The sequence below is a fragment of the Flavobacterium crassostreae genome (genome assembly GCF_001831475.1).
Lineage (GTDB): Bacteria > Bacteroidota > Bacteroidia > Flavobacteriales > Flavobacteriaceae > Flavobacterium > Flavobacterium crassostreae.
On sequence record NZ_CP017688.1, the window covers coordinates 614,510 to 630,598 of the forward strand.

At 36.8% G+C, this 16,089-nt stretch carries 15 protein-coding genes and 1 pseudogene; 9 read left to right on the forward strand and 7 right to left on the reverse strand.

Features of this window, described 5'->3' with window-relative positions:
• Positions 1–3: 3 nt before the first annotated feature.
• From bioD to LB076_RS02765, 7 genes are all read right to left on the reverse strand, one after another.
• Positions 4–633, reverse strand: a complete 630-nt coding sequence (gene bioD / locus LB076_RS02735; protein WP_066334884.1) for a dethiobiotin synthase — start codon at positions 631–633, stop codon at positions 4–6.
• Positions 634–743: 110 nt separating this feature from the next.
• Positions 744–1,880, reverse strand: a complete 1,137-nt coding sequence (locus LB076_RS02740) for an aminotransferase class I/II-fold pyridoxal phosphate-dependent enzyme (RefSeq protein ID WP_066334885.1) — start codon at positions 1,878–1,880, stop codon at positions 744–746.
• A gap of 219 nt (positions 1,881–2,099) precedes the next feature.
• Positions 2,100–2,381, reverse strand: coding sequence for a FoF1 ATP synthase subunit delta/epsilon (locus tag LB076_RS02745; protein WP_066334886.1), 282 nt, complete (start codon positions 2,379–2,381; stop codon positions 2,100–2,102).
• 74 nt (positions 2,382–2,455) lie between these two features.
• Positions 2,456–3,967, reverse strand: a complete 1,512-nt coding sequence (atpD, locus tag LB076_RS02750) for a F0F1 ATP synthase subunit beta (RefSeq protein ID WP_066334892.1) — start codon at positions 3,965–3,967, stop codon at positions 2,456–2,458.
• Between the two features lie 323 nt (positions 3,968–4,290).
• Positions 4,291–6,138 (reverse strand): glutamine--fructose-6-phosphate transaminase (isomerizing), encoded by a 1,848-nt coding sequence (gene glmS / locus LB076_RS02755; RefSeq protein ID WP_066334901.1) that lies wholly within the window; start codon positions 6,136–6,138, stop codon positions 4,291–4,293.
• A 6-nt stretch (positions 6,139–6,144) separates the two neighbouring features.
• On the reverse strand, positions 6,145–7,752 hold the full coding sequence (gene bamH / locus LB076_RS02760) for a BamH family beta-barrel-assembly machinery protein (RefSeq protein WP_066334903.1): 1,608 nt from the start codon (positions 7,750–7,752) through the stop codon (positions 6,145–6,147).
• A gap of 19 nt (positions 7,753–7,771) precedes the next feature.
• Complete coding sequence (locus LB076_RS02765; RefSeq protein ID WP_066334905.1) at positions 7,772–8,578, reverse strand: glycogen/starch synthase; 807 nt, start codon at positions 8,576–8,578, stop codon at positions 7,772–7,774.
• A gap of 107 nt (positions 8,579–8,685) precedes the next feature.
• Between LB076_RS02765 and panC the strand changes: the two genes are divergently transcribed.
• The 9 genes and pseudogenes from panC (at position 8,686) to LB076_RS02805 (ending at position 16,086) form a co-directional block, all read left to right on the forward strand.
• Positions 8,686–9,534: a pantoate--beta-alanine ligase gene (panC, locus tag LB076_RS02770; protein ID WP_066334906.1), complete on the forward strand. Its 849-nt coding sequence runs from the start codon at positions 8,686–8,688 to the stop codon at positions 9,532–9,534.
• A 14-nt stretch (positions 9,535–9,548) separates the two neighbouring features.
• Positions 9,549–9,899 (forward strand): aspartate 1-decarboxylase, encoded by a 351-nt coding sequence (gene panD / locus LB076_RS02775; protein WP_066334909.1) that lies wholly within the window; start codon positions 9,549–9,551, stop codon positions 9,897–9,899.
• Positions 9,900–10,029: 130 nt separating this feature from the next.
• The gene (locus LB076_RS02780) at positions 10,030–11,190 is read left to right on the forward strand and encodes an alpha/beta hydrolase-fold protein (protein WP_066334912.1); all 1,161 of its coding nucleotides are present in this window, start codon (positions 10,030–10,032) and stop codon (positions 11,188–11,190) included.
• Positions 11,171–12,532: a DNA repair protein RadA gene (radA, locus tag LB076_RS02785; RefSeq protein ID WP_066334913.1), complete on the forward strand. Its 1,362-nt coding sequence runs from the start codon at positions 11,171–11,173 to the stop codon at positions 12,530–12,532. The genes LB076_RS02780 and radA overlap by 20 nt, the downstream gene beginning before the upstream one ends.
• Positions 12,533–12,617: 85 nt before the next feature.
• Positions 12,618–13,097: a hypothetical protein gene (locus LB076_RS02790; RefSeq protein ID WP_141672832.1), complete on the forward strand. Its 480-nt coding sequence runs from the start codon at positions 12,618–12,620 to the stop codon at positions 13,095–13,097.
• 200 nt (positions 13,098–13,297) lie between these two features.
• A pseudogene (locus LB076_RS14205) lies at positions 13,298–13,378 on the forward strand (hypothetical protein); the annotation flags it as partial.
• A 114-nt stretch (positions 13,379–13,492) separates the two neighbouring features.
• Positions 13,493–13,801: an antibiotic biosynthesis monooxygenase family protein gene (locus tag LB076_RS02795; protein WP_066334917.1), complete on the forward strand. Its 309-nt coding sequence runs from the start codon at positions 13,493–13,495 to the stop codon at positions 13,799–13,801.
• 240 nt (positions 13,802–14,041) lie between these two features.
• Complete coding sequence (locus LB076_RS02800; RefSeq protein ID WP_066334919.1) at positions 14,042–14,971, forward strand: GNAT family N-acetyltransferase; 930 nt, start codon at positions 14,042–14,044, stop codon at positions 14,969–14,971.
• Positions 14,972–14,988: 17 nt separating this feature from the next.
• Positions 14,989–16,086 carry a DegT/DnrJ/EryC1/StrS family aminotransferase gene (locus LB076_RS02805; protein WP_066334925.1) on the forward strand — a complete coding sequence of 366 codons (1,098 nt, stop codon included), beginning with the start codon at positions 14,989–14,991 and terminating at the stop codon, positions 16,084–16,086.
• The last annotated feature ends 3 nt before the right edge of the window (positions 16,087–16,089 follow it).

The window sequence follows — 16,089 nt, forward strand, 5'->3', positions numbered from 1 at the left end:
GTTCTATTCTGTTTTGTCTAATTCTAAAAGATTTTCTCGGAACTGATCGGCGTATTCTTGAATTACATTAGAATCAAAATATGGTTCTTGTTCTATTCTTCCTATAAAAGGTACGGCTGTTTTGGATAGTATAATAGATTCGGTTGCTTGGTTTTGGGCGCCACTAAAAATAATTCCAGCAACTTTTATATTGCGAGTTTGCAGCGCTTCTATGGTTAACAAGGTATGGTTAATGCTACCTAAATAATGCCTAGAGACTACAATTACTTTATAGTCTGGCTGTATTAAATCTACGATGGTATCTTGGCTGTTTAAAGGCACGAACAAACCTCCTGCTCCTTCTATAACCAAATGATTAGTGGTTGTAGGTGCTACAATTTTAGCAAGATCTATGGTAATATTGTCTATCTGAGCAGCAAGGTGCGGGCTAGCAGGGGTATTTAATTGGTAGCTGTTAGGATGGATCACGGTTTTAGTATTGCTAACATAGTTGCGCACTTTGTGGCTGTCCGAATTTTCTAAATCTCCCGCTTGTACGGGTTTCCAATAATCGGCTTCTAGGGCTTGCGTGAGGATAGAGGAGGCAATGGTTTTACCAACATCAGTGGATATTCCGGTGACAAATAGTTTCATTTTTTTTGTGTTTTTAGTAAGCAATAGTTACAAAACACCAGAGAGCTTTCGGCCTGTTTTTAATAGTGCTGTAGCACATATAACGGCTTGTATTGTTCTGGTTCTATTTTTTAAAAAACAAAAGTATGCAACAAACGCAAAACATCCGTGATTTCTTGCTTAGAATTGTAACTGTGTAAACAAAAACGAAGCCTTTCTTGGCCCTCTGGAACCGTTGGAGACAATATGGCTTTGACCTCAATGTTTTTTTGTTGAAACTGTAAGGCTATTTGTTTTACATTTTGGTTTCCCGGAAGGATTGCAGATTGGATCGCTGCTTTTGAGGGCACAAAAAGCGGCTTGAGCCCTAACCAATATTTCTGTTGGTTGAAGTGCGTAATATTGGCTCGCAAGGCATGCAAACTATCTGTATTGGTTGCCAAAAATTGGTAAGCACTCAAAATAGTGCCCACAGAATGAGGCGATAATCCGGTGGTATAAATAAAACTTCGGGCAAAATTAACTAAGTATTGCCGCAAAGCATCCGAACCTAAAATGGCTGCGCCATGGCAGCCTAGACCTTTGCCAAAAGTCATAATTCGGGCAAAAACATGCTCGTGCAAACCCAACATTTGAGCCAAACCCTCGCCCTTATCGCCATAAACACCAAGAGCATGGGCTTCATCAAGTACTAAATACGCATTGTGTTTTTGACACATTGCAAGTAACTCCCCTAGATCAGGAGTATCGCCATCCATAGAAAAAACACTTTCGGTAACCACATAAAGTGTAGTGCTTTTATGCTGTTGCAAAAGTTTTTCGAGCATTTCAAAGTCATTGTGGGCGTATTTATATGTTTTGGCGTTGGAGAGCCGTAAGCCGTCTCTAATGGAGGCATGACAAAGCGCATCATAAAGGATTACATCTTCTTTTTGAGGTACACAACTAAAAAAGCCTACGTTGGCATCATAACCAGAATTAAAGATCAAGGCTGCTTCGGATTGATGAAAAGCAGCAATATAACGTTCTGTAGTTGGATATAAAACATGGTTGCCCGATAGCAATCTAGAACCTGTTGCGCCATTTTGGAGCAGGTTGTGGTTTACTAAATAAGTATGGGTTGCTTCAAAAATAGCCTCAGACTTACTGAATCCTAAATAATCATTGGAACTAAAGTCAATCAAAGCAGTGCTGTTAGACAACTGTCGGAGTGCATTTTCGTTATTGCGAATCTGTAGTTTTTTAAGAAGATTTTGAGGTAACTGCATACGGTTAAATTAAGCGTTTTATTGGTACGACTAAGGTCTTTGTAACCAAAATAGCCATCAAACTATTTTTATTTACAATCAAATAACAAAAGACTATTTACTCTAGCTTTGAGTCCTAGCTGCATTTCTGAGATACACCTATAGTACACCACCAGAAAGCTACTAACAAAAAAAGCCAAACATTGCTGTCTGGCTTTTATATAAAAATTGCAATGAGCCTTAGTCAGCCAATACAATCACTTTGTTGTCTTTCATTTCGATAGTTCCGGAAGAAATAGCAAGGGTATAATTTTGATCGTTAACTTTGGTGAACAATTTTGCTGCTTCTTTTTCAAACTTAAAGTTAGGTGCCGTAATGGTTACCAATCCTTTTTGAAGTAAGGAAACTATAGGCGCGTGATTATTTAATATCTGGAAAGCACCATCCACACCGGGCACGGATATTGCACTTACTTCTGCTTTAAATAAAGACGCCTCTGGCGATACTATTTCTAAAATCATTTTTTATGTATTTTAAATTTTAAATTTTAGATTTTAAATTAATTTATAATTCAAAATTCAATATTTAAAATAGATTATGCTTCTGCCAACATTTTTTCTCCAGCTTCAATAGCTTCTTCAATGGTTCCTTTAAGGTTAAATGCAGATTCTGGCAAGTGATCTAATTCACCGTCAATAATCATATTAAATCCTTTGATGGTATCTTTGATATCTACTAAAACCCCTTTTAATCCTGTAAATTGCTCTGCAACGTGGAATGGTTGCGATAAGAAACGTTGTACACGACGTGCTCTAGAAACGGCTAATTTATCTTCTTCAGATAATTCTTCCATACCTAGAATCGCGATAATATCTTGCAATTGTTTGTATTTTTGAAGAATTTCTTTTACTCTTTGTGCACAGTCATAATGCTCATCACCAAGAATTTGTGGTGTTAAGATACGAGAAGTAGAATCTAACGGGTCAACCGCTGGATAAATACCTAACTCCGCAATCTTACGAGACAATACCGTTGTTGCATCAAGGTGGGCAAAAGTTGTTGCTGGTGCTGGATCCGTTAAATCATCCGCAGGTACGTATACCGCTTGTACAGAGGTAATAGATCCTTTATTGGTAGATGTGATACGCTCTTGCATCGCTCCCATTTCGGTGGCTAAGGTTGGTTGGTATCCTACTGCAGATGGCATACGACCTAAAAGTGCCGATACCTCAGAACCTGCTTGTGTAAAACGGAAGATATTATCCACAAAGAACAATACATCTTTACCTTGATCCGTTCCTGCTCCATCACGGAAATATTCTGCGATAGATAATCCAGAAAGTGCTACACGAGCACGAGCTCCTGGTGGCTCATTCATTTGTCCGAAAACGAAAGTAGCTTTAGACTCTCTCATTCCTGGTAAATCTACTTTAGATAAATCCCACCCTCCATTTTCCATAGAGTGCATGAATTCTTCTCCGTATTTTATAATTCCTGACTCTAACATCTCACGAAGTAAGTCATTTCCTTCACGTGTTCTTTCTCCTACTCCTGCAAATACCGAAAGTCCTCCGTGTCCTTTTGCGATATTGTTGATCAACTCTTGGATCAATACTGTTTTACCTACTCCAGCTCCACCAAACAATCCAATTTTACCTCCTTTAGAGTAAGGCTCAATTAAATCAATTACTTTGATTCCGGTGAATAAAACTTCAGAAGATGTCGACAAATCCTCAAATTTTGGTGCTTGACGGTGAATTGACATTCCGTCTTTTCCTGTTTTAGGTAATTCTGGCAAACCATCAATGGCATCACCTATTACATTAAACAAACGTCCGTAAACATCTGCTCCAATAGGCATTTGAATTGGGCTTCCTGTACCTACAACTTCATAACCTCTACTCAAACCATCTGTTGAGTCCATTGAAATGGTACGAACGGTATTTTCACCAATGTGAGATTGTACTTCAAGTACTAATAAAGTACCATCTTTTTTTGTGATTTCTAACGAATCATAAATTTTTGGAAGTTCAACATCTTTACCGTTGAAAACTACATCAACTACTGGACCAATGATTTGCGCAACTTTTCCTATTACTTTTGACATTACTTATGTATTTATTAAATAGCTATTTAGGTTTATGAAATATGACTAACCGAATGTTATCGATTGTACGATTTTTTCAGTGTGCAAATATAATTTTTTAAAATAAAAAATCAATACCTTTTTCTATAAAAAACATTAAAAAACAAAAGATTATTTAAAAATACCTCTAAATGGATTGCCTGCTTCTAAATAGACCCCTAAAAAACTCCTTTGCATCCATCAAAAAGCCCCTACACAGCACCTAACTACACCAATAGAGGATACCAAAAAAGCGAATAGATAACTCCACTCGCTTTTTTATAAAAATTGTACCAATTTCAAGTTTACTCTACCGTTACAGACTTAGCCAGGTTACGTGGCTGGTCCACATTACATCCGCGCATTACGGCAATATGGTAGGAGAGCAACTGCAATGGAATTGTAGTTATTAATGGGGATAGTGGGTCTGAAGTTTTTGGGATTTCAATAACATAATCTGCCAATCTTCGTACTTCGGTATCTCCCTTGGTTACAATAGCAATGATTTTACCACTACGGGATTTTATCTCTTGAATGTTACTAACTATTTTGTCATAATGTCCTTGTCTTGGAGCAATTACTACTACTGGCATTTGCTCATCGATCAAAGCAATTGGACCGTGTTTCATTTCTGCTGCTGGATATCCTTCGGCATGAATATACGATATTTCTTTTAACTTTAAAGCACCTTCTAGAGCTACCGGAAAATTATATCCTCTACCAAGATACAGGCAATTAGGCGCATCTACAAAGACTGCTGCAATTTCTTTGGCTACAGAATCTGTTGCTAGAGCTTCTTGTACTTTTTCAGGGATCAATTCTAGCTCTTGTAAGTACATGTGATAATCCGTATGCGATAGTGTACCTTTGGCTTTGGCTAAACGCAAAGCAATCATGGTCAATACCGTGATTTGTGTTGTAAATGCCTTGGTTGACGCTACTCCAATTTCGGGACCTGCATGGGTATACGCTCCTGCATATGTTTCTCTAGAAATAGAAGATCCAACTACGTTACATACCCCAAAAACAAAAGCACCGTTTTCTTTAGCCAGTTTTATTGCCGCCATAGTATCTGCCGTTTCTCCAGATTGAGATATTGCAATAACGACGTCTTTGCTGTTAATAATTGGATTTCGGTATCTAAACTCCGACGCGTACTCGACCTCAACGGATATACGGGCAAACTCTTCGAATATATATTCTGCAACTAATCCTGCATGCCACGAAGTACCGCAGGCCACAATAATAATTCTATCCGCGTTTAAAAATTTTTCTAAATTATCCTCGATACCTGCCATTTGAATAATTCCTTCATTGGCATGCAACCTTCCTCTATAGGTGTCTTTTATAACGCTTGGTTGTTCGTAAATTTCTTTAAGCATAAAGTGGTCATAGCCCCCTTTTTCAATTTGCTCTAAATTCATTTTCAACTCTTGAATATACGGATCCACTAAAGAGTCGTCTTTAATTTTACGTACTTTCATGTTTTTATGAAGTCGGATATTGGCCATTTCGCCATCTTCTAAATATACTGCATTAGAGGTATATTCAATAAAAGGAGATGCATCTGATGCGATAAAATATTCACCTTCTCCAATCCCAATTGCTAAAGGACTCCCTAAACGGGCCGCCACGATTTCATTTGGATTTTTTTTGTCAAAGACCGCTATTGCGTAAGCTCCAATCACTTGGTTAAGAGCTACTTGAACTGCTTTTCCTAATTTTAATTTTTCTTTTATTTGGATTTCTTCAATCAGATTGACCAATACTTCTGTATCGGTATCCGAATGAAAAACATACCCTCTTTTAATCAATTCTTCTTTTAAAGGCGCATAATTTTCAATGATTCCGTTGTGGATGATAACCAAATCACCAGAATTGGACTCATGCGGGTGGGAGTTAACATCATTAGGAACTCCGTGCGTTGCCCAACGAGTATGACCAATTCCTACAGAACCTGTAGTTGTCATCTCGGCTAATGCTTTTTGTTCTAGATCTGCAACTTTACCTTTGGTTTTACAAAGCTTAATGGCATCCCCATCATAAATCATCACTCCTGCACTGTCATAACCTCTGTATTCCAGTCTTTTTAGTCCTTTTATAACTATAGGATAAGCCTCTCTATGGCCTATATATCCAACTATTCCACACATATATTTTTAATTAGATTTTGTATAATAGATTTCCAGTTTTAATTTGTTTTTTGGATCTACCGCTCTAGAACCATGAACAATAGCTCCTTGCGGACTCATCACAGATGCTGTTGGAACTTTAGAAATTTTGGTAGTAGGGGTTTTTAAACTATTGGATGTTGCAACAGCAATAGACTCCGTAATAGCCAATCCTAACTTGACGTTGGTAGAATCCGTGTTTTTAACCAAGCTTCTGATATGGTTGGTAAGGCTTATTTTATAATAACTATCGGCTGGATTTTGTTGGTTTAAAATACCTCCAAAAAGAAATTTTGCGCTTTTACCATTTCCAGCAGCAGTAGAATTATCATAAAAATAATCTGATACTGGTTTATTGTTATTAAAATCATACAAATACACTCTGTTTGCTTTTTTGTCATTGGCAGATGCGGTAGCATCCAATCGAACTACCAAACTAGCCTCATTGATCAACCATTTATTGGCTCTAATAAGATCCAACTGATCCGCAACACCATTGGGAGCTCCAGTTTTACCATCAACACCATAGAGGTCTTTACCAAAGAGTTCTAAAATAGCCAAAGAACCATCTCCCCCTTTTAGGTATAATTTTTCGTCGCCTAAAACCGTATTAACAGCAGCGCTACTAATTGCATTAGCGTAGACTGCATTAGAGGTGTGTTCTCGCAAACTCACAGTATTGCCTATCAACTTAAGCACTATGGTTTTAGCAACTCTTGTTGGATCGGTATCCGAAGTATCTTCTTTATAATTTATGGTTATTTTTGCTTTTTTAAAATCTAACATTGCTAAACCAGATGGGTTAGCACCCGACTTTTCTACCTTAAAATACAAGCCTCTAAAATAGTCTTTAAACACATCGTTGCTAACTAATTTATTACTAGCTACAGCATCCATTATTTTAGTTTTAAAAAACCCTTTATCTAAATCCAATCGTACAGCAGGTGCCTCTCTCTTTATGGTCTCTTTGCCATCTACCATCTCGGTATATCTATATTGATCTGCACTAAACCGAAACAAATCATTTTGACCAACATCTAAAGAATTATTCAAACGCATGCTTGCTTTTACTGCCTCAAACATAGCATTTTGATCGGTGTAGTATTTTTGAGATTCTTTCAATCCAGTATCTGGATCTAAATTACGAATAAAATACCCAGACTCAAAAACACTTAGTTTTAGTTTGGCATTATCTGGACCATAAATAGAATCTAAAGTATAGGTACTATCTCCGTTGGTATCTGTAGATTTTAAAGTACTAAAGTACGGAATAGTCAACACAACGCTTTCAATAACTGGATTTTTGCCTATAACCGGATTCACTGTCTCTAGAGCTACTTGCGTAACAAAATTAGCAGTGGTAGAGCCAAAACCATCTGTATCGTAGATACCTAATGGATTCACAGCTAGATTATTAGACTGCACAGGACCTGTTTTTTGATTATACCCTATTACATCAAAGCTGCTTTTTTCTAAACCAAAATGATTGTCTCCCAACAAGCCATCACCTATAGAATTATAGTCTTTATCACAGGAGTACAAAAAAGCAACGGATGCAATTAATAGTGTTTTCTTAAAAAAAGAAGTATCGAACATATATTACTAAAAATTAAATTTACAGAATTTCATTATTACAAAAATTGCTATACGCTTCTGCGAAAGCATCTTTTGTGACGAAAGGTAAAAAAGGTTTTCCTGAAGATTCTATATATTTTGTTAAACTTGAAGAAACGTTTGCCGAAGCAACAATCACTCCATCAGAATGGTCTATAGTAGCTTTTATAATACTCTCGTAATCTGGCGTTTTTAAACCCGTAATAGCCTCAAGAGGCACTCCATCAAGTTGTATTTTATTAATCATCTCCGCATCTAAGGTGCCTTCAAAAGATTGACTATAAACCGAACTAATAATTTTTGTGTCCGAAAACAAGGCTTCGTTTTTATAATAATGTTTCATGTAAATAGGCAACATTGCTGCCATCCATCCATGAACATGAATAATATCTGGAACCCAATTTAATTTCTTTACCGTCTCTACAACTCCTTTTGCAAAAAAGATCGCACGCTCATCATTGTCTGGAAACAAAACCCCTTCTTCGTCTGCAAAAGTTGCTTTGCGCTTAAAGTATTCTTCATTATCAATAAAGTATACCTGGATGCGCTCCTTGGGGATGGACGCTACCTTAATAATCAACGGCATGTCTAAGTCATTTACTACTAAGTTCATACCAGAAAGTCTAATTACTTCATGTAACTGATGTCTTCGCTCATTTATATTCCCGTATCTTGGCATAAATATTCTAATCTGTCCACCTTGATCATTTACCATCTTTGGAACATCATAAGACATTAAAGATACTTCATTTTCAGCTAAATAAGGCACCACTTCAGATGATACGTATAATATCCTCTTATCTTTCATATTGTAATTTGCTTAGTTTATTGGTTATAAAAACCAAGCAAAATTACAAAATTTTATGCAGTTATTAACTAATATATTATGTTTGCACCTAATTTAAATAAACCACAATGCATATTTTTAATGAAAAGGCCCCTTTGATAGCACATTTAGCAAACAGCAAAAACCGAAATGCTACCATTGGTTTTGTACCAACTATGGGTGCGCTACACCAAGGACACCTTTCATTAATGCAACAATCAATCTCAGAGAACGCCATCACGGTGGTCAGTATTTTTGTCAATCCAACCCAATTCAATAACGCCGAAGATTTATTAAAATACCCCAGAACTTTAGAGCAAGATGTACAAAAAATAGCACTTTTGAATCCCGATATTATTATTTTTGCCCCTACGGTAACGGCTATTTATGACCATGAAATCAGTTCCCAAGAGTTTGATTTTGACGGACTAGAGCATCAAATGGAAGGAAAATTTAGACCTGGCCATTTTGACGGAGTAGGCACTGTGGTAAAAAAATTATTTGAAATAGTAACTCCAACCAAAGCATACTTTGGCGAAAAAGATTTTCAGCAATTACAGATTATTAAAAAAATGGTTGCCAAAAACCACCTTCCGGTAAAAGTAGTTGGTTGCGCCATTTATAGAGAACCAAGCGGCTTGGCCATGAGCTCAAGAAACGAAAGATTAACCCCAACAGAACGAGAAAAAGCCGCAAATATATACCAAATACTTCTAAAAGCTAAAGAAGCCTTTAGAACCCAAAGCCCACAAGAAGTAAGCCAATTGGTAGAACATACTTTGGCCAACCACCCAGATTTTGAATTAGAATATTTTCAGATTGCCGAAGAAGAAACCCTCTTGCCCTGCTTGACCAAGAAAGAAACCACAAAATACCGTGCTTTTATAGCCCTTTTTATAAATAAAATCAGATTGATAGATACGCTTTCATTAAATTAATTTATTTTTACACTATGTATATCGACGTTTTAAAATCCAAAATTCACCGCGTAAAAGTAACCGGAGCCGATTTAAATTATATTGGCAGCATCACCATAGACGAGACACTCTTAGAGGCTTCTAATATTATTGAAGGAGAAAAAGTAGCCATTGTTAACATCAATAATGGCGAACGCTTTGAGACTTACGCCATAAAAGGAGAAAGAAATTCCGGCGAAATAACCCTCAACGGACCCGCTGCAAGACGCGTTCAAAAGGGAGACATTATAATAATTATTGCCTATGCCTCTTTAGAATTTGAAGAAGCAAAAAAATTCCAACCCTGGATTATTTTTCCAAACGAAAAAGATAACTCCTTAACATAACGTTTTTTAAACACCAAAACCCCTATTAAAAATAGTTTTAATGGGGGTTTCTTATTACTTTTATTGCATCCCAAAATAAATAAAAACCTCTAGCACTTGCTTTTGTGATTTTTATCCAAAACCTAGCCCCATGAAACACCTTTTAGTACTCCTGTTTTTTTCGTTGAGCGTATATTCTCAAAAAAACACCGAAGCCTTTGCCTCTACTAGTTTAAACGAAACTAGAGAAATCAGCATCACGCTTCCTCCTAATTACCAAACCAATACCTCCAAAGAATACCCTTTATTAGTTTTACTCGATGGAGAATATCTTTACGACCCATTTTATGGCGCCATTAGCTACGGAACGTATTGGGATGATCTACCCGAAACTATTATAGTTGCCATAAAACAAGGCAATAGCGACCAAAGAGAAAAAGACTGTGGCTTTAACCCAATGGATGGCTTGCCAACTGCAAGAGCGACTGCTTTTTTTAATTTTATCAACTACGAACTTTTGCCATATATTGACAAAAAATACCGCACAGCGCCTTTTAGAATAATTGCAGGGCACGACACAACGGCGGGTTTCTTAAATGCCTTTTTGTATAAAGAAAGCCCTATTTTTAATGCCTATATTGCTCTAAGCCCAGAATTAGCGCCAGAGACAGAAAACTACGTGGTAGACAAACTCAAAAATTTAAAACAACCCCTCTTTTATTACCAAGCCTTAGCATCTGGAGATGTAAACAGAATAAAAGATCCCGTGATAAGATTGGATGAAAAATTAAAAAAAATAGATAGCCCGCAGTTGAATTACAAATTAGACCAATTTACTGCCTCGCATTATGCGGTTGTTTTGTATGCTATACCGAATGCCTTGTACCATATCTTTGATGTATACAAGCCTATCTCTTCTGTAGAATTTTCTGAAAAAATTGTAACCCTAGAGCAAGGCTACACCGATTATTTGGTAACCAAATACGACGTTATCACCAACAAACTTGGATTAAAAGTTCCGGTACGAGTAAATGATTTTAAAGCAATTGAAGCTGCAATACTAAAAAACAAAGCCTACGGCGAGCTGGACCAATTATCTCAAATTGCAGACAAAAACTACCCAAAGGCAATGTTAGCACGTTATGAATTAGGGTTAATGTATGAAAAAATGGGCGAACTAAAAAAAGCTGCCAAAAAATACCAATCTGCCTCACAGTTAGACCCTATTGGAGGACTAACAAAAGACATGATGATTAACAAATATTACGACCTTATAAACCAAAAGGAAAGCAATGGCAAAGATAAAAACTAGTTTTTTTTGTCAAAGTTGCGGTACCCAATATCCAAAATGGCAAGGACAATGCAATTCTTGCAAAGAGTGGAATACCATTGCTGAAGAGATCGTCCAAAAACAAGAAAAGGTGGCCTGGAAAACCCAGGGCGACACTCCGAGCAAAGCAGCTAGGCCTCTAAAAATCAATGAAATTGATTCTACCCAAGAAATCCGGATGAATACCACCGATGCCGAGCTCAATCGGGTTCTTGGAGGCGGTATTGTTCCTGGATCTTTAACCCTATTGGGAGGCGAGCCTGGTATAGGAAAAAGCACTCTATTGCTACAGGTTTCTTTAAAATTACCTTACAAAACACTCTATGTATCTGGCGAAGAAAGTCAGAAACAAATAAAAATGCGTGCCGAGAGAATCACCCCTATAAGTGATAATTGCTACATACTTACAGAAACCAAAACACAAAACATCTTCAAACAAATTGAAGCCATACAGCCCGAAATAGTTATTATTGACTCCATACAAACCTTACATACGGAATATATAGAATCTACCGCAGGAAGCATCTCTCAAATAAGAGAAACCACTGCAGAGCTAATTAAATTTGCCAAAGAAACCAACATTCCGGTAATTTTAATTGGTCACATTACCAAAGACGGCAACATAGCCGGCCCTAAAATACTAGAACACATGGTAGATACCGTATTGCAGTTTGAAGGAGACCGCAATCATGTTTACCGGATCTTACGCTCTCTCAAAAACCGTTTTGGCTCTACGGCCGAAATAGGAATTTACGAAATGTTGGGCAGTGGGCTAAGAGAAGTTTCCAACCCCTCCGAAATTTTAATTTCGCACAAAGACGAAGAGCTATCCGGCACGGCAATTGCCACCACCCTAGAAGGAATGCGCCCTCTAATGATCGAAATACAATCTTTAGTTAGCACCGCAGTCTACGGTACCCCACAACGAAGCACCACAGGATACAATGCCAAAAGACTCAACATGATATTGGCCGTGCTCGAAAAAAGAGCTGGTTTTAGGCTTGGCGCCAAAGATGTTTTTTTGAACGTAACCGGAGGAATATCCGTAGATGATCCAGCAATAGATCTAGCGGTTGTTGCTGCCATTTTATCTTCAAATGAAGACATTCCGGTAAATAAAGATTTTTGCTTTGCTGGCGAAGTAGGATTATCCGGAGAAATTCGCCCAGTAAACAGAGTAGACCAACGGATACAAGAGGCCGAGAAATTAGGGTTTTCGACCATTTTTGTTTCAAAATACAACAAAATAGCTTTAAAAAATCCAGGAATTAAAATCCAGTTGGTAACCAAAATTGAGGATGTTGCCAGCATGCTGTTTGGCTAAACCTTATTTTTTTACTAAAATTGGTCGTATCAGGCAGCCATCCTAAATCAAAACAATAATGCTCAAGACATTAAATCAACATAAAATGAAAGTTTTACCAAATAATAGCTATAGTTTCAAAATAACAGGAAACGAAACTGAAACTTTAGAACGCTTAAAAAGAAGGACTGAAATATCTGAAAAATTAATTTCTAAAAAAACAGACAAATCCTTTATTGGAATAGTTAAAGAAAATACTTTTAGAATAATTTCATCCGAAATTGGAAAAGGAGCATTTTGCGTTTTAACAGGAGAAATCAATAATCAAAAAGGAGAAGTTGGTATTGAAATAAATAAAGCATTCCGAATACTATTAAGTGTGTTTTTATGCCTCCCTTTTGTTGGCTTAATAATGCAACTGTTTTTAGGGAAATCAGAATTTTTAGCACTTTTTATTTTAGTCTTTATTGGGCAATTATTAGTCATAAGATACCTATTTATTGAATTCGTATTCCAAAGACTTTCAAGATCTAGCCTAAATAAACTGAACGACATATTAGACATCGAATATATCGAAAAAGACTAGACATAACAAACCTCTGCCGGTACGTCATTTGCAATTTAGTAAAATCACCGTTTAAGGCTTGTTTTGGTTCGGCCTAAAATACTCGTCTTGATAAGTCGAAAACGGCTAAAGGCCGAGAATTTTAGAAAACTACCAGGCCGAATTATAACGATAAAACATTTAGACCGACAAGTAATTCTAAAAACGGAGAAGCTTTAAGCGAAATAGTTTTTCATTACAAACAAGTTGACAATATTTTTACTTCAGAATATTCAGGAAGAGAAATTAAAATGGACATTTAATTAGTTTTCTTAATGAAAATACAGAAATGTGTTTTCAATCAATTAAATAATAAAAAGCAACTTATGACAGGAGTTTATAAATCAAATTTCAAAAATATTGATAATTAAAAAAATATGATTTTAGAAGTAGCAATATTAAATATCAAGAGTGGACAAGAAAAACAATTTGAAATCGACTTCGCAACAGCGGGACAATTTATTCGTTCAATAAATGGTTATGTAAGACACTCGCTACGAAAATGCTTAGAGCAAACCAATAAATACATTCTACTTGTGGACTGGGAAAATTTAGAAGACCATACAATTGGGTTTAGACAATCCGCAGAATATTTGGAATGGAAAAAGATTTTGCACCATTATTACGATCCGTTTCCAACAGTTGAACATTACGAGACAATAATTGAACACGAAAATAAAAACTAACAGCAATTTTTAGCTAGCTGGAGTTTAGTAAAATCATCGTTTAAGTCTTGTTTTGGTTCAGCCTAAAACATTAGTCTTGGTGAGTCGAAAACGGCTATAGGTGTGAGAACGTTGCTTTGAGAATATTAAACCTCCATTATCCAAAAGATAGCAATAAAAGTAGTATATTGACCCCTAATTATTTTTGTGTCAAACAAAGCATTTTAAATGATCCAAATTTTAAATAGTAGCGGCCACTAAATGTTACATCTTGAAAAATACCACCCAAATCATAAAAGTAAATGGGATGCCTTTGTTAGCGAGAGCAAAAATGGCGTCTTTCTGTTTTATAGAGAATATCTAGAATACCATCAAGAACGGTTTGTAGATCATTCTTTAATTTTTTTAAAAAAAAATAAAATAATTGCCTTATTTCCTGCAAACCAAAGCGGTATGGAGATTTTTTCTCACGCAGGACTAACCTTTGGCTCTTTGCTAATAGGAAATGCCATCAAAGCATCCGAAGTAATGGCCTTGTTTGGGCTACTTAAGGCATACTACCAAAATCTGGGTTTTACAAAAATTACCTACAAAGCAATTCCATCTATTTACCATCGCTATCCAGCCGATGAAGACTTATATGCGCTGTTTATAAACAAGGCTACACTAGTTAGAAGAGACCTCGCTTCGGTAATACAATTAGAAAACAAAATTGGTTTCTCGCAAACTAAAAAACAATCCGTAACTAAGTGTATCCAAAATCAGATTACCATTACCCAAAACAACGATTTAGAAGAATATTGGGATTTATTGACCAACGTATTGTCTAAATTTGGCGTTAAACCAGTACATTCTTACAAAGAGATCACGCATTTAAAAGCGCTCTTCCCGGATAAAATACAACTATACGAAGCCCGAAAAAATAACGTATTATTGGCCGGAATTGTAATCTACGATTACAAACAGGTTGTACACACCCAATATATGGCAAACTCAGAGGAGGGCAGAAAAATTGGTGCCCTAAACTATATCAATGCCCATTTGATATCTCAAGTTTACCAGCACCGAAAATACTATAGCCTTGGAACTTCTATGCAAGATCATGGACTGCTCAACGAAGGCTTGATCCAACAAAAAGAATTGATGGGCAGTAGAGCAATTGCCATAGACTTCTATGAACTAATTTTATAAAAAGCTGTATATATAAAATGATACCATTTTTAGATTTACAAAAAATAAACGCCACCTACAAACAGGAATTAATCCAAGCATTTGCACGTGTTTTGGATTCTGGCTGGTATGTAATGGGCACCGAATTAAATCAATTTGAAACCGATTTTGCCACTTATTGCGGCACGAAGCATGCCATAGGTGTTGCTAATGGCCTGGATGCTCTGACCCTGATACTAAAAGCCTACATCCAACTAGGAGTAATCCAAGAGGGAGATGAAATACTCGTACCATCTAATACCTATATTGCCAGTATACTGGCTGTTTCTGCAACTAATTTGGTTCCTGTTTTGGTAGAGCCAGATCCCAAAACCTTCAATATTGCTCCTGAGCTGCTACAATCAAAAATCACGCCCCGGACCAAAGCCATACTGCCAGTACATCTCTATGGGCAACTTTGTGACATGCCGGCAATTTTGGCTATTGCCAAAAAAAACCACTTATTGGTTATTGAAGATAGTGCACAAGCCCACGGTGCTATTTTAAACCATCAAAAAGCAGGAAACTGGGGAGATGCCGCAGGTTTTAGTTTTTATCCTGGCAAAAACTTAGGCGCCTTAGGCGATGCGGGAGCAATTACAACCAACAACGATGCACTTGCTAGTTGTATACGTGCTTTATTAAATTATGGTTCCCATCAAAAGTACCACAATACATACAAAGGGGTTAATAGCCGCTTGGATGAGCTGCAAGCCGCATTCCTTGGTGTGAAATTAAAAAAATTAGATTCGGAAACTGCCCTAAAACGCAGTATTGCTTTAAGGTACCAAACCGAAATAACCAACCCAAAAATACTTTTGCCCCAGGCCAACAATCCGTTAGCACACGTTTGGCATTTATTTGTAGTTCGCACCGAAGATAGAAAAGCCTTTCAGGACTATTTAAAAACAAATCAAATTGAAACCTTGATTCATTATCCCGTGCCTCCACACCAGCAAGAGGCCTACAAAGAATGGCGCGATTTGCGTTTTCCTGTTTCCGAAAAAATACATCAAACCGTGCTAAGTTTGCCTCTTAGCGCAGTACTAACTAAACCAGAAGTAGACCGAATAATTTGTGTAATTAATGCGTATTAAACC

Excerpts from the sequence above, each read along its gene's own strand:
- bioD (WP_066334884.1), bottom strand. The coding sequence starts at position 633 with ATGAAACTATTTGTCACCGGAATATCCACTGATGTTGGTAAAACCATT.
- LB076_RS02740 (WP_066334885.1), bottom strand. The coding sequence starts at position 1,880 with ATGCAGTTACCTCAAAATCTTCTTAAAAAACTACAGATTCGCAATAAC.
- LB076_RS02745 (WP_066334886.1), bottom strand. The coding sequence starts at position 2,381 with ATGATTTTAGAAATAGTATCGCCAGAGGCGTCTTTATTTAAAGCAGAA.
- atpD (WP_066334892.1), bottom strand. The coding sequence starts at position 3,967 with ATGTCAAAAGTAATAGGAAAAGTTGCGCAAATCATTGGTCCAGTAGTT.
- glmS (WP_066334901.1), bottom strand. The coding sequence starts at position 6,138 with ATGTGTGGAATAGTTGGATATATAGGCCATAGAGAGGCTTATCCTATA.
- bamH (WP_066334903.1), bottom strand. The coding sequence starts at position 7,752 with ATGTTCGATACTTCTTTTTTTAAGAAAACACTATTAATTGCATCCGTT.
- LB076_RS02765 (WP_066334905.1), bottom strand. The coding sequence starts at position 8,578 with ATGAAAGATAAGAGGATATTATACGTATCATCTGAAGTGGTGCCTTAT.
- panC (WP_066334906.1), top strand. The coding sequence starts at position 8,686 with ATGCATATTTTTAATGAAAAGGCCCCTTTGATAGCACATTTAGCAAAC.
- panD (WP_066334909.1), top strand. The coding sequence starts at position 9,549 with ATGTATATCGACGTTTTAAAATCCAAAATTCACCGCGTAAAAGTAACC.
- LB076_RS02780 (WP_066334912.1), top strand. The coding sequence starts at position 10,030 with ATGAAACACCTTTTAGTACTCCTGTTTTTTTCGTTGAGCGTATATTCT.
- radA (WP_066334913.1), top strand. The coding sequence starts at position 11,171 with ATGGCAAAGATAAAAACTAGTTTTTTTTGTCAAAGTTGCGGTACCCAA.
- LB076_RS02790 (WP_141672832.1), top strand. The coding sequence starts at position 12,618 with ATGAAAGTTTTACCAAATAATAGCTATAGTTTCAAAATAACAGGAAAC.
- LB076_RS02795 (WP_066334917.1), top strand. The coding sequence starts at position 13,493 with ATGATTTTAGAAGTAGCAATATTAAATATCAAGAGTGGACAAGAAAAA.
- LB076_RS02800 (WP_066334919.1), top strand. The coding sequence starts at position 14,042 with ATGTTACATCTTGAAAAATACCACCCAAATCATAAAAGTAAATGGGAT.
- LB076_RS02805 (WP_066334925.1), top strand. The coding sequence starts at position 14,989 with ATGATACCATTTTTAGATTTACAAAAAATAAACGCCACCTACAAACAG.